The organism is Brevundimonas phoenicis (genome assembly GCF_047237745.1).
Lineage (GTDB): Bacteria > Pseudomonadota > Alphaproteobacteria > Caulobacterales > Caulobacteraceae > Brevundimonas.
Map to the genome: position 1 here is coordinate 2,797,631 of NZ_JBDFLN010000001.1, position 11,589 is coordinate 2,809,219.

The window sequence follows — 11,589 nt, forward strand, 5'->3', positions numbered from 1 at the left end:
TTGGGATAGCATGGGACAGAATGGGCCTCAATGGGATTAGTTGACGCCCTTTAACCTAATTTGCGGTTCGATCAGCGTCGTCAGGACTGTAAAATCAGAACATACAAAGAACAAAATAAGTATTCACAGCCTGTGGACGGGTTCTAACGCCTTGATTTCAACGGAATGGTTAACAGGCCGCCCTCTCCCGATGGGAGAGGGCTTGAGCCTCCAAGAGCGAAGCGATTGGAACAGGCGAAAGGGTGAGGGTTCGCGGGTGAAGTCGGCCGAAGGCCGTGGCTAAGCGTCAACGCAACGGCTTACGCCGACTGACAGGACAAGCCCCTCACCCTTTGACTGCTACGCGCCGCCCTCCGGGTCGCTTGGCGGATCGCCTTCGGCTCTCCGAAGCTCAAGCCCTCTCCCGCCGGGAGAGGGTCAGTCGCCCCTGAAATAAACACCAGACGGCCTATAAGCCGGGTTCTGTTCCGCCCGAAAGCGGCGACGATCATTCCTCTGGGCCGCCCATTGCTGGACGGCTCTCGCGACCTACCCGGACATCTGGGGCGGTGAACCCTGCGGAGCGAGCCCCGCGCGATGTCCCTATTTGGTCTTGCTCCAGGCGGGGCTTGCCATGCCGTCGACGTTGCCGCCGACGCGGTGGGCTCTTACCCCACCCTTTCACCCTTCCCTGAGCCGAAGCCCAGGCGGTTTGCTTTCTGTGGCGCTATCCCTCGGGTCGCCCCGGGCGGGCGTTACCCGCCGCCTTTTCACCGTGGAGCCCGGACTTTCCTCGACAGGAGCAAGCCCCCGCCGCGACCGCCCGGCCGTCTGGCGAGCGCTAGATGCGCGCGAATGAGCGCAAGGTCAATGTGAGACAAGCGCGCTGACACTCTCCCTCCCCTTCATGGGGAGGGTGGTTGAGCCCGAAGGGCGAAAACCGGGTGGGGGCGGCGAGACGACAAACCCACGGCGGACAATGAATAAGACGACCGGCGCATGTAGCCCTACCCTCCCCACCCGGTCGCTGCGCGACCACCCTCCCCATGAAGGGGAGGGAGAAGAGTCGCTTAATCCAGAACGCCGGTGACGCTCTCGACCGAGGCCAGTTGCAGCAGGCCGACCAGACGCGCCCGCGTCTCGCCGTCGGCCACGCCGTCCACCCGATCCGGCCGCCAGTGGCGCTGGAAGGCCTCGACCGTCAGACGGGTTTCCTCGTCATAGGCCCCGCCCGGCTGCACTCCGTAGCCCAGCCGGTGCAGGCCCGAGCGCAGGACGATGACGCCCAGCCCCTCGTCGCCCGGCGACAGGGGCGCGCCCAGGGCGCCGATGCGTTCCGGCGCCGGATCGAACCACAGGCCGTGTCCCGCCTCGGCCAATCGCTTCCACGGGAACAGCTCGCCGGGATCCTGCTTGCGCTCAGGCGCCAGGTCGGAGTGGCCGATGATGCGGGCGTCGGGGATGGACCAGCGGGTGCGGATGTCCGCCGTCAGGGCGATCACCGCCTCGATCTGCGGCTCGGGGAACGGGCGATAGCCGAACTCATGGCCCGGATTGACGATCTCAATGCCGATGGAGGCGGCGTTGACGTCCGTCTCACCCTGCCAGGCGCCGCGCCCGGCATGCCAGGCCCGGCGCTCTTCCGGCACCAGCCGCAGGATGGAGCCGTCCTCATCGACCACATAGTGGGCCGAGACCTTGGCCTCGGGGTCGCGCAGGCGGGCGATCGCCGCCTCGGCCGTCTCCATGCCGGTATAGTGCAGCACCAGCATGTCCGGCGGGCCGCGCCGGGCGTCGAAGTTCGGGGACGGCGCGTCGGGGTAGACGGTCATGGCCGAAGGCTCATGAGGCGGGCGATCAACGCCCGTCCTTTTCCCAGCCGTAGGCCACCCAGGTGTCGCCCACCTTCTTGGCGTCGATGACGCCGTCGTCGCGACGACGACGCGCCGTCATGGCGCGACGGGCGCGCAGGGCGAAACCGGCGAAGAAGACCAGCACGCCCGCCACCAGGGCGATCATGGCCACGGCGGCGGCGGTGAAGACGGCCAGCAGGGCGCCGACCGTGACGGCCAGGGCGGTGGCGATCAGGCCCGCGACCCAGACGAAGGGCGCCAGCAGGCCGGAACCGGGCCGACGGCGCGCATTGAAACCCAGCTGGCTCATCGGGTCGGAGTTGATCATGAACTCAAAGCCTCTCTCAGCGTCCTGATGAACGCCTCAGGCGCAATGTCGGTCCATCGACCTGAACGGTCAATGCACTGCGACATCACGCACCAGTCACTTTTGTTGTCCCGGCGACGCTTCAGAAGGCCGGCTGATCCGCCAGAACCACCGAACCGCGGCTGCGCATCCGGTCGGTCTCGACGCGGTTCAGCATGGCCTGGGCGGCGGGATCGCCCATCACCTGACCGACCTTGACCATGGCCTCAGCCGCCTGGCCCGAGGCGCCGAAGGCGGTCGCCAGGGCCTCCCAAGGCGTCTGCGGTTGCGGGAAGCGCTTGAAGCGAACGGTCTCGGACGACGGGATCTTGGCCAGCTGGCGCGCCTTGGCCACGGCCTCTTCCAGACCGCCCAGCTGATCGACCAGACCCAGGCCGTGCGCCTGGGCGCCGGTCCAGACGCGGCCCTTGGCGATCTCGCGCACGCGCTCGACCGGCAGCTTGCGGCCCTTGGCCACGCGGGCGACGAACTCTTCGTAGATGCGGTCCATCGAGGCGGCGAAGGCCGCGCGCTGCCCCTGGTCGAAGCCCTGCGTCGGCGAGAAGGCGTCGGCGTAGTCGCCGCCGACCGACAGGCCGCGCATGTCCACGCCGAAGCGGCCCAGCGCATCGGCCAGCACGAACTTGCCGCCGAACACGCCGATCGAGCCGGTCAGGGTCGAGGGCTGGGCCACGATCCAGTCGGCTTCCGAACTGATCCAGTAGCCGCCGGACGCGGCATAGGCGCCCATGGACACCACCACCGGCTTGCCCGCCGCCTTGGCCGCGCGCACGGCGGCCAGAACCTGTTCCGACGCTTCCGGCGAACCGCCCGGCGACGAGACGCGGAAGACGATGGCCTTCACGTCCTTGTCCTCGATGGCCTCATAGATGGCCTTGGCCGTGTCGTCTGAACGGATCATGGAGCCGCCGCCGAAGGGCGAGTCGTTGGCGCCGCGGCCGGTCATGATGGCGCCCTCGCCGCTGACGATGGCGATGGCCGACTTGGCCGAGCCCGAACCCGAGGTCGTGCGCATTCCCTTCAGCGAGGCGTATTCGCCGAATTTCACGATCTTGGCGTTCTTGCCCGCCTTGGTCTTGGCGGCGGCCTCGGCTTCCTCGACCTGGCCGATCTTGTCGACCAGCTTCAGCGACAGGGCCTGATCGGCCGTATAGGGACCGGCCTCGACGATGGCCTTCAGGGCCTCGGGCGTGGTCTTGCGATCGCGGGCGATGCTGGCGACGGCGCTGTCGTAGATGGAGCCCATCCAGGCCAGCATGGCCTCGCGGTGCGGGGCCGTGAAGTCGCTCTGCGTATATTCGTTGACGGCGTTCTTGTATTCGTAGCGCTGTTCGAAGTCGGCCTTGACGCCATACTTCTCGAAGGCGCGGCCCAGGAAGACGCTGTCCGCCGCCAGACCCACGGCCTGGAAGCCGGCGGTGTTCTGCAGCCACAGCTGATCGGCGCTGGAGGCGACCATATAGCTGGACATCACGGCGCCCACAGGCATGAAGCCCTGGCTGTGCGCGATCACCGTCTTGCCCGAGGCTCGGAAGCGGGCGATCGCCTGACGCACTTCATCGGCCGAGGCGGGCGTCATGCCCGCTTCGGGCGCGCGCAGCAGCAGCACCTTGACGTTGTCGTCGGCCGCCGCCTGAGCCAGCACGTCCACGACCTGAACCACCGACAGGCTGGGGCCGCTGAAGGCCGCGAAGGGGTTGGTCGGCGTCTGGTCGGTCAGGCCGCTGCGCAGGTCCAGTTCCAGCACCGTGTGCGCGGGCGTCGAAGGCTTGGACGCGCCGGCCGCCATGGCGAAGAAGATCAGCGCCACCACAGGCAAAACGACGAAGAAGGCCACAAGCCCGGCGAAAACGCCCAGCATGGTGAGGAAGAACTGCTTCATGGAAAGGCGGACGTCCAGGATCGCGGCCAGAGGCGGCCAAGCGTGAGGATAGAGGCCGCGCCCGGCGCGTCAAATGAACGGACGGTAATAAACCCATCAAAAAGGGCCCGCCGTCGCCGGCGAGCCCTTCTCATTCATCGCAAGGTCGCGATCAGCGGCCGATGTCGTAGGTTCCGCTGATGTCGATGCGGACCGTCAGCTCGCCGGCCGAGACCGGGGTCGAGGCGCCGCCGGCGTCCATGGCGACGCGGGCGTACATGGCCTGCGGGCGCACCTCGGGCGCATAGCCGCCGCCCTCGGTCAGGGAGCGCACCGGCCCCAGGTCGACGCCCAGGGTCTGGGCGTACAGACGCGCCTTGTCCTGCAGGGCGCGCACGGCCAGCACCCGCGCCTGATCCTCGGCCGCCTTCGGATCCTTCAGACCGAAGCCGATGCCGTCGATCTGATTGACGCCCGCCGTGACCACGGCGTCGGCGGTCGTCCCGACCTTGCTCAGGTCGTTGATCGTCACCGTGACGCGGTTCGAAGCCTGATAGCCGCGCAGCTTGGGCGGCTCGTTCTGCTGATAGTCGTATTGCGCCGACAGGTTCAGGCCCGAGGTCTGGATGTCGCGCTCGGCGATCCCGGCGCGACGCAGGGCGGCGACCACGCGGGTCATCTGCTGGGCGTTCTGGGCCATGGCCTCCTGGGCCGTCGGGGCCTCGGTCACCACGCCGAAGTTGATCGTCGCCTGATCCGGCGCGACCTTGACCTCCCCATAGGCCGACAGGTTCAGGGCGGGTTGTTGAGCCATGGCGTGCACCTGCATCGGGGAAGAGCCGCCGGGCTGAGATTGGGCGGACGCGACGGCCGGCGCCGCCAAGGTCATCAGGGCCGTGCCCAGCATCAGGGCGCGTGCGGTGCGGGTCATTACGAGGTCTCCGTCGAATTCGTTTGGGCGGACGTGTTCGCCAGCCACGGCCTAACTTGACCGTTTCAAGCTGAACGAACGCAAAAGCCCCCTGTGCAGGTTCCGTTCATCGGCGTGAAAAGCGCGACAGGTCCGAGGCGGCTTTGCAGCCGACGCGCCGCCTGCTAGGCACTGCCTGCTGTGCTTCGGGGGCCCGTAGCTCAATGGTTAGAGCCGACCGCTCATAACGGTCTGGTTGGGGGTTCGAGTCCCTCCGGGCCTACCACCCCCTATGTTTTCTGCAATGAAAACAAGGGGTTTAGAAGGTTTGACACTCAGGGTTTGACACGGGGTGTTCTCTTTTCGGCCTTCTTGAGCTTGGCGATGGCCGTGTCGGCCAGCTTCGCCTGGTCGGCCGAGCGCGTATAGGTTTCGACCTCGTCCAGGCTGGTGTGGCCTAGAACGGCGGCGATTTCCTTGGTTGTCGCGCCCGCTTCGGCCAGCCGACGGCCTGCCGCCTTGCGCAGTCCGTGAGGCGTGCGGCCGTGCACGCCTGCGAGCACCGCTCGCTCCACGAACCAGCTGGTGAAGCCGGCTGGCGAGAAGGGTTTGCCGTACTGGGTCAGGATGAAGGTCATCCCGGCGCCGTGGCGGGCGATCTCGGCCTTCAGGCGCGGGTGGACAGGAATCCAGATCGGCACGTCCGTCTTGTCCTGGGTCACGGCGATCCGGCCGTTCTTGACGTGCTGCTGGCCCATGCCGACGACGTCGGATCGGCGCACGCCGGTGTAAAGCAGCAGACAGAGCGCCAGGCGTTCGCGCGTCCCCTCTCCCCACTTGGCCTCGAACGTGGCGATCTCGGCCTCGGACCACGGGATGAAGCCCTTGGACTTGCGCTTCCTGGACTTGGTCTCGCGGACCGGGTTGTCTTTGCGCCAGCCCAGATCGACGGCGACGGCGAAGGCCTTCATCAGCCGCTTGCGCAGATTGCGCTGGGCGCCGGGCTTGTCGGCCATCTGGTGGAAAATGCCGTTCAGGTGCTGCGGCTCGATCGAGACGGCAGACCGGCCGCCCCATACTCCGGCCCGGAAACGGTCCAGGATCTGACGGTAGGTTTTCTGGGTCGCCGGCTCCAGGTCCAGGAAGTCGGCCGAGCGATAGTATTCGACCATCAGGTGGTTGATCGAGCGCGGCTGGACCTTGGTCGCAGGGTCGGCCTTTGGCGCGCGGCCGTGTGCCTGGGCATAGGCGGCCATGAACTCGACCGAGCCCGGATCGCCGGGCAGGCCGACGGTGGCGTACCCCTTGCGCCGGTAATAGTGGCGTATCCGCCCATGGCGGTCCTTGAACCGCTGGACATAGGCCAGTTCGATGGTCGCCATGCCGTTCATTGGGGCAGAACGTCATCCCACTCGTTCCGCCCGGTCGCCTTTGCTGCGGCGGCCTCCATCCGGTCGCCCAACACCAAGCGAAAGCCGCCTTCCTTCGGGAAGTCAACGGCGGCGACCTGATGGCCGCACTTCTCCATCACGCCCATGGCGCGTTTGATGTCCGCTGCGGTGAAGGCGACACGGCTGGTCATCCCGGCATACCGTCGTGCTGAACGCCGTCCAGCAGGCGTCCAGCGGCCTTCTTGCCAGTGCGGACGAAGCGATGCCCGCCGACGTCCTGGGGCGCGATATCGTCCGGCACGGGTGTGCCGTCGAGCATGATCGCGCGCTGGCGGCGCGACCCAGGCTCCCACGTTTCGCGCGGCTCCCATTCGCCCCACTGTTTGAAGAAGAAGGGCACGCGGGCGGCGGCGCACTGATCGCGGGGTTGTCGTGCCCATTCAGGGTGCATAGGCCGGGCATTGGGTCCGCTCTCGCCGCCCAGCACGACCCAGTCGAGCGACGGGCGAAGGGCGCTCCACGTGCCTGTTATGACGGTCGGGCCGCAGGTCGCGGGCTTCACGACCGTGGTCCAAAGCCAGGCCTTCAGATCAAGGGGGCCGAGCAGGGGTTCGGCGCTAACCCAGCGAATGGCCGCGGGGGTGTCCAGCAGGATCGGAATGCGTTCATCCGCGCGGCGCTGGTCCTCGGCCGAAACGCCCAGCCACACGTTGGGCAGGGGGAAGGCCTTGTCCAATCCATCTTCCCAGCGCGACACGCCGTCGTGACCCATATCGGCCGACACCAGGCGGAAGGCGTGTTGCCAGACCCGGCGCGGCATATCCCGGTCGGTCAGATAGGCCTGCATCCTCTCCGGGCGCTTCGTCAGGACCTGATAGGTGTGCGCGGGCGACATGGCCATGACGGCGAAGATCTGGTCCAGCCAATCGGCCTTCACCCCCTCCGCGAACAGGTCCGACATGGAGTTGACGAACCAGGTGGTCGGCGTCTTGCGCTTCATCGGCGCCGTGATGGCGTCATGACCCGCGAGGCGGATCTCGCCCGTCCAGACCGGCTTGTCGTTCACGACGCGGGTCAGGCCCGCATAGTTAGGCGTCATCGGGTTCTGACCGAGACGATGCGCCATCCGCATGGCGTAGCAGTTGGTGCAGCCCGGCGAGACGATGGCGCAACCGATGATCGGGTTCCAGGACCGTTCGGTCCATTCGATCTTGCTCATGACGCAGAGCCCCGACGTGGACCAGCGGCCCAGGCCTTCATGTGCGCGAGGAAACACCCGCGCTCTTCCGCCTTGGGACATCCCTCCCACCAATGGCCGCACGACCCCGGTCCGGCCTTGGGGTCGCGGGCGCAGGCGCGTTTTGCCTTGGGTGGGGACCAGGCCTTGACCATGCGGTCGTAGGCGCCGCGCGTGGTCGTTCGATCCTGCCGGGTCACGCTGCGACCTCGCGGATCTCGACGGTCGGCGCCGAGAGCAGCCGGCCCTGCATGTCGGCGGCGGAAATCGGCAGATCGAGGCCGCACAGGCGATCGAACTCGCCTTCCGTCCCCTCGGGCCGATAGGCCAGGAACATCGCCCAGGCGTCGCCTCTGGTGAGTTTGGCGATGTGTTCGCGGCGGTCCACCCGGCCCGGCCGGATCAGGGCCGGGTCCAGCTTGTCGGGATGGTTCGACGTAATGAACAGTATGCGTCCCTCACGCGCCGTCAGGCCGTCGATGGCGTTCAGCAGGCCCGAAAGGGTCACGCCGCGCGGCTCCGCCACCGGTCCGCCCGGCGCGGCCGCGACCGCGTTGTTGGGCGTCACGCGGTCCTGGCTGGCCTTGACCGCGTCTATGTCCTCGATCACCAACACGCCGTCCCAACCCACCTGGTTGACGGCGCGGACCAGGTCGTTGTCGCCGCTCAGGCTGCTGAGGTTGACGACATAGACCGACCGGCCGATCAGGCCCGCGAGCGCCTGGATCAGGCTGGTCTTGCCGGTGCCGGGAGGCCCCTCCAGAAAGATGCCGCGCCGCCACGGCACGCCGCGCCGCCGATAAAGTTCGCGCGAGGCCACGAAGGTCGTGAGGTCATCCACCAGCCGGCGCTTTTGCGCAGCCGGAATGAAGATGGTGTCCAGATCGCGCACGGGGCGGCGGTCAGCGACTTCGTAGCAGCCGCCCGCCCAGAACATCACCGAGACCATGCCAAAGCCCTGATAGCGCCGCTCTGCGTCCGCCACGACGGCGCGCAGGGCGGATTGGTTTCGGCCCAGCGTGATCAGGGTCAGCCGCTGCTGCCTTCCGCCGCCCAGCGCCTTGCCTAGGCTGTCCGCTTCCTGGACGTGGCGATGGACCAGCAAGGGGCGGCCCTCGACCATGACGAGGTGCCATCCCGCGCCCAGCGTGATCTGGAGCGACCAACGCCCCTCTTCATAGTCATAGGCCTCGGCCATCATCAGGCGTCGGGCTTTGCGGGCCGCGTCCTGTTGGGCCAGCCAGACGCTGACGTGCGCGTATGAAGAGTCGTCGCTGTCGATCGTGAGCGTGGTGCTGAAGGCCTCGCGAAGGGCGACGCCGATCTTGATAGGGACCTGGCGCAGGGCGAAGAGCGCAGCGCCGGTCGCCGTCGCACCGACCAGGCCGACAAGCAGCTGGTTTTCGGCAAGCATGGCGAGCGCCGTCATGATGCCACCTTGAAGGTTTGGCCCCAGCTGATGCACAGGCCAGCGAAGCTGTGATGCGCGCTCGGATGCGTCTGTTTCCAGAACGCGACCAGGTCGGCCCAGTCGTCGAAGCCGTCCAGGACGGCGAAGGCGTCGAGATCGGCAACGGCCGTGATCAGGCGCGGCGGATGTGCGAAGGCCGTGTCCAGCATGACCGACCCGACGGCGAGGTCCATCTGGATCGGAACGACCGACTGGCAGACCACCTCGCCGATCAGACGCGGATGGAAGCGGTCGCCCGTCGTCAGAGTCATGCGCTCGCCCGGCCGCGTGTGGCGCTTCCTGCCGACGGCGCGGATCGTCTGTTGCTTCGTGCGCGCCTGGATGCGGGGTTCGAACCGGCCTTTGAACGAATAGGCGACCATCAATCGAACTCCGATTTGATCTTCTTGCCGCTGCGACCCCAGACGATCGTGTCGCCGCTGTGCATCAGCACGACGGCGATGCGGTCAGGCTTGACGCCGAACACTTTGGGGAACTCGTCATCCTTGATCGAGGTGACGGTGCAGCAGCTGATGGATTTTCGAATGCCAAAGCACTGGTTGGCGTGTTTGTAGAAGACCCGTTCGACGGTCTCTGCCGTAAAGTCTCCCCAGAGCCGGGCGATGCCGAAGCCGTAGTTGATAGTCGCGACCTTGGGCATCAGCAGCGCCCCGTCGTGGGCATGCCCGGCAGGAAGCCGGGCAGCAGGGCGGCGACCGCGAGATCGATGCGGCCTTTCGCGGCGGCGCAGTCTTCGCAGCCGTTTTGCGCGCCCTCGGCCCGATTCTCGGACAGCTGTTTGAGCAGGATGTAGGCGACGAACTCGATCTCGCCGAGAGTCATATCCTCGGCCGCCCAGGCCACGCCGACGCCCAGGCCTTCCTGGGCGTTCAGAACCGCCGTCAGGGACGGGAGAGCGGCGGTGCGGGTCAGCCGCTTGGCGGCGTCGCGGGTCTGGTTCTCTAGGCGCATGTGATCGGGCGCGCGCATCAGTTGGCGACCATGCGCTGGCCGTTGCGGGCGGCGTTGTCGAACGGGATGCGGCCCAGCGCGGGCGCATCGGCGGCGGCCAGCGACTGAACGATGGTCAGCACCGCATCGCGGGTCTCGCCGCTCTCGATCCGGCGGAAGGCGGCCAGCAGCGCCATAGCGCCGGGGGTGGCCAGCGCCAAGTCGTCGGCGTCGGTCTCCAGTTCGCCCAGCAGGTCCGCGCCGGTCGTCTTCAGCACGGCCGCGATCTGGAGCAGGCGGGCGGCCGAGACGCGGTTGACGCCGCGTTCGTACTTCTGGATCTGCTGGAAGGTGACGGCGGAGCCAGCGGCCAGCTGGGCCTGCGTGATCCGCTGGGCCTCGCGGCGGCTGCGGATGCGTGCGCCGATCGCCAGGTCGGTCGGGTCGATGGCAGTGGACAGGTCGAGGGTCATGAGGGGCAGGCTTTCGGTTGGTGGGTGGTCAGAGCAGGCGTTTCCGGCCGATCAGCCAGAGAACCAGCCGATGCAGACGGAGAAGGGTCATCAGGCGGCGGCCGGCCGGCGCGCGAGGCGCAGCGCCCATTCCAGCAGTTCGCGTCCCGCCCCCTTGAGGTAGGCGAAGCCGATCATGCGGTCCTGGCGCCCGTCGAAGTCCGTGGTCCAGACCTTGACGGCGCGGACCTGGTCTGGAGAGCCGAGCGGCTGGAGGTCCTGGACCTCTTCCAGGATCAGGCCTTGCCCCTGGCGCTGGCGCTCGATCGAGGCGGCGAGCGCGGCGAGGTCGGGGAAGACGCGGGGCTTGGCGACCGTGTCGATGCGGGGCAACAGGGCGTAGTCGGCAGACATCAGGTTGGCCTTCATGGGGGTGACAGGGATGCGGTCGTCGGGGACGCCAGCGGCCGCGAGGGCGGGGGCGGCTTCGAACCAGGGGCGGTTCACGACACGCCCGCCCTAAGCGCTTCGTGGATCAGGATGGCGTGCGCAGCCTGGTGGCGGGCATCGTCGAGTGCGTTGTGGTGAACTCCAGCTCGGACCGGCTCGGGGACGCGGCGCAGGTTCTTGAGGGTGCGGAAGCACCGGCTGTTCCAGAAGCCCCATGGCTGCGGCTTGCCAAGGCGCTGGTACAGGCTGGCAAGGATCGCATTGTCGAAGTCTGCGCCATTGCCCCAGACGCGGACTGCGCGCGGTCCGCCGTGTTTTTCAAGATAGTCGGCGAAGGCCTCAAGGGCGTCCAAAACGGAGTGAGGCGAGGCTTCGGCGTCGGACAGAACCTGCTGAGCTTCGAGCGATTGCTTGCCCCACCATTCGACGGTGCTGATATCCTCTCGCAGGCCAAGCGCCCGGCAGGACGGCGTCGAGACGACACGATAGAAGTCCGAGCCGATGAAGCCGCTCTTCAGATTGAATGCGGTCGCGCCGATCGAAAGGATCGCGCAGCCCGGTCCCTGACCGAGAGTTTCGAGGTCCACCATGACGTCGAGCGCGTCATAGGCCTCTTCGAATGCGGCGCGGTCAGAAGGGCTGGGCTTAATGGGCGTAACGGTGGCGGCTTGCAGCATGGGAGTGATCC

General features: G+C 67.3%; 14 protein-coding genes, 1 tRNA gene and 1 other RNA gene. 1 reads left to right on the plus strand and 15 read right to left on the minus strand.

Annotated elements, in window-relative coordinates:
- Positions 1–435: 435 nt before the first annotated feature.
- From rnpB to ABC419_RS14010, 5 genes are all read right to left on the minus strand, one after another.
- An RNA gene (gene rnpB, locus ABC419_RS13990) (RNase P RNA component class A) lies at positions 436–814 on the minus strand.
- A gap of 235 nt (positions 815–1,049) precedes the next feature.
- Positions 1,050–1,811 (minus strand): N-acetylmuramoyl-L-alanine amidase, encoded by a 762-nt coding sequence (locus ABC419_RS13995; protein WP_412877080.1) that lies wholly within the window; start codon positions 1,809–1,811, stop codon positions 1,050–1,052.
- A gap of 25 nt (positions 1,812–1,836) precedes the next feature.
- Entirely contained in the window at positions 1,837–2,160 is a 324-nt protein-coding gene (locus ABC419_RS14000) for a hypothetical protein (RefSeq protein ID WP_412877079.1), read from the minus strand.
- A 121-nt stretch (positions 2,161–2,281) separates the two neighbouring features.
- On the minus strand, positions 2,282–4,081 hold the full coding sequence (sppA, locus tag ABC419_RS14005; protein WP_412877078.1) for a signal peptide peptidase SppA: 1,800 nt from the start codon (positions 4,079–4,081) through the stop codon (positions 2,282–2,284).
- A 151-nt stretch (positions 4,082–4,232) separates the two neighbouring features.
- Positions 4,233–4,991, minus strand: coding sequence for an SIMPL domain-containing protein (locus ABC419_RS14010; RefSeq protein WP_412877077.1), 759 nt, complete (start codon positions 4,989–4,991; stop codon positions 4,233–4,235).
- A gap of 189 nt (positions 4,992–5,180) precedes the next feature.
- On the opposite strand from ABC419_RS14010, the gene ABC419_RS14015 reads away from it, so the two are divergent.
- Positions 5,181–5,256: transfer RNA gene (locus tag ABC419_RS14015), tRNA-Ile, on the plus strand.
- Positions 5,257–5,305: 49 nt separating this feature from the next.
- Here the strand turns inward: ABC419_RS14015 and ABC419_RS14020 are convergent.
- The 10 genes from ABC419_RS14020 to ABC419_RS14065 all read right to left on the minus strand — a co-directional run bounded on the left by ABC419_RS14020 (position 5,306) and on the right by ABC419_RS14065 (position 11,578).
- Complete coding sequence (locus ABC419_RS14020) at positions 5,306–6,352, minus strand: tyrosine-type recombinase/integrase (RefSeq protein WP_412877076.1); 1,047 nt, start codon at positions 6,350–6,352, stop codon at positions 5,306–5,308.
- A 5-nt stretch (positions 6,353–6,357) separates the two neighbouring features.
- A complete protein-coding gene (locus ABC419_RS14025) occupies positions 6,358–6,552 on the minus strand; it encodes a hypothetical protein (protein WP_412877075.1) in 195 nt (64 codons plus the stop codon).
- On the minus strand, positions 6,549–7,580 hold the full coding sequence (locus tag ABC419_RS14030; RefSeq protein ID WP_412877074.1) for a DUF5131 family protein: 1,032 nt from the start codon (positions 7,578–7,580) through the stop codon (positions 6,549–6,551). Before ABC419_RS14030 ends, ABC419_RS14025 begins: the two co-directional genes overlap by 4 nt.
- A gap of 214 nt (positions 7,581–7,794) precedes the next feature.
- Complete coding sequence (locus tag ABC419_RS14035) at positions 7,795–9,027, minus strand: BCS1 and AAA domain-containing protein (RefSeq protein WP_412877073.1); 1,233 nt, start codon at positions 9,025–9,027, stop codon at positions 7,795–7,797.
- Entirely contained in the window at positions 9,024–9,431 is a 408-nt protein-coding gene (locus tag ABC419_RS14040) for an ASCH domain-containing protein (RefSeq protein ID WP_412877072.1), read from the minus strand. The genes ABC419_RS14035 and ABC419_RS14040 overlap by 4 nt, the downstream gene beginning before the upstream one ends.
- The gene (locus ABC419_RS14045; RefSeq protein ID WP_412877071.1) at positions 9,431–9,709 is read right to left on the minus strand and encodes a hypothetical protein; all 279 of its coding nucleotides are present in this window, start codon (positions 9,707–9,709) and stop codon (positions 9,431–9,433) included. The genes ABC419_RS14040 and ABC419_RS14045 overlap by 1 nt, the downstream gene beginning before the upstream one ends.
- Positions 9,709–10,038 carry a hypothetical protein gene (locus tag ABC419_RS14050; RefSeq protein ID WP_412877070.1) on the minus strand — a complete coding sequence of 110 codons (330 nt, stop codon included), beginning with the start codon at positions 10,036–10,038 and terminating at the stop codon, positions 9,709–9,711. The genes ABC419_RS14045 and ABC419_RS14050 overlap by 1 nt, the downstream gene beginning before the upstream one ends.
- A complete protein-coding gene (locus tag ABC419_RS14055; RefSeq protein WP_412877069.1) occupies positions 10,038–10,472 on the minus strand; it encodes a helix-turn-helix domain-containing protein in 435 nt (144 codons plus the stop codon). Before ABC419_RS14055 ends, ABC419_RS14050 begins: the two co-directional genes overlap by 1 nt.
- A gap of 90 nt (positions 10,473–10,562) precedes the next feature.
- The gene (locus ABC419_RS14060; RefSeq protein ID WP_412877068.1) at positions 10,563–10,958 is read right to left on the minus strand and encodes a hypothetical protein; all 396 of its coding nucleotides are present in this window, start codon (positions 10,956–10,958) and stop codon (positions 10,563–10,565) included.
- Positions 10,955–11,578, minus strand: coding sequence for a 3'-5' exonuclease (locus tag ABC419_RS14065; protein WP_412877067.1), 624 nt, complete (start codon positions 11,576–11,578; stop codon positions 10,955–10,957). The genes ABC419_RS14060 and ABC419_RS14065 overlap by 4 nt, the downstream gene beginning before the upstream one ends.
- Between the last annotated feature and the right edge of the window lie 11 nt (positions 11,579–11,589).

What these genes read in the sequence shown, in the direction of transcription:
- ABC419_RS14050 (WP_412877070.1), bottom strand. Translation starts at nt 10,038, where the DNA reads ATGCGCGCGCCCGATCACATGCGCCTAGAGAACCAGACCCGCGACGCC.
- ABC419_RS14040 (WP_412877072.1), bottom strand. Translation starts at nt 9,431, where the DNA reads ATGGTCGCCTATTCGTTCAAAGGCCGGTTCGAACCCCGCATCCAGGCG.
- ABC419_RS14000 (WP_412877079.1), bottom strand. Translation starts at nt 2,160, where the DNA reads ATGATCAACTCCGACCCGATGAGCCAGCTGGGTTTCAATGCGCGCCGT.
- ABC419_RS14055 (WP_412877069.1), bottom strand. Translation starts at nt 10,472, where the DNA reads ATGACCCTCGACCTGTCCACTGCCATCGACCCGACCGACCTGGCGATC.
- ABC419_RS14025 (WP_412877075.1), bottom strand. Translation starts at nt 6,552, where the DNA reads ATGACCAGCCGTGTCGCCTTCACCGCAGCGGACATCAAACGCGCCATG.
- ABC419_RS14030 (WP_412877074.1), bottom strand. Translation starts at nt 7,580, where the DNA reads ATGAGCAAGATCGAATGGACCGAACGGTCCTGGAACCCGATCATCGGT.
- ABC419_RS14010 (WP_412877077.1), bottom strand. Translation starts at nt 4,991, where the DNA reads ATGACCCGCACCGCACGCGCCCTGATGCTGGGCACGGCCCTGATGACC.
- ABC419_RS14045 (WP_412877071.1), bottom strand. Translation starts at nt 9,709, where the DNA reads ATGCCCAAGGTCGCGACTATCAACTACGGCTTCGGCATCGCCCGGCTC.
- ABC419_RS14065 (WP_412877067.1), bottom strand. Translation starts at nt 11,578, where the DNA reads ATGCTGCAAGCCGCCACCGTTACGCCCATTAAGCCCAGCCCTTCTGAC.
- sppA (WP_412877078.1), bottom strand. Translation starts at nt 4,081, where the DNA reads ATGAAGCAGTTCTTCCTCACCATGCTGGGCGTTTTCGCCGGGCTTGTG.
- ABC419_RS13995 (WP_412877080.1), bottom strand. Translation starts at nt 1,811, where the DNA reads ATGACCGTCTACCCCGACGCGCCGTCCCCGAACTTCGACGCCCGGCGC.
- ABC419_RS14020 (WP_412877076.1), bottom strand. Translation starts at nt 6,352, where the DNA reads ATGGCGACCATCGAACTGGCCTATGTCCAGCGGTTCAAGGACCGCCAT.
- ABC419_RS14035 (WP_412877073.1), bottom strand. Translation starts at nt 9,027, where the DNA reads ATGACGGCGCTCGCCATGCTTGCCGAAAACCAGCTGCTTGTCGGCCTG.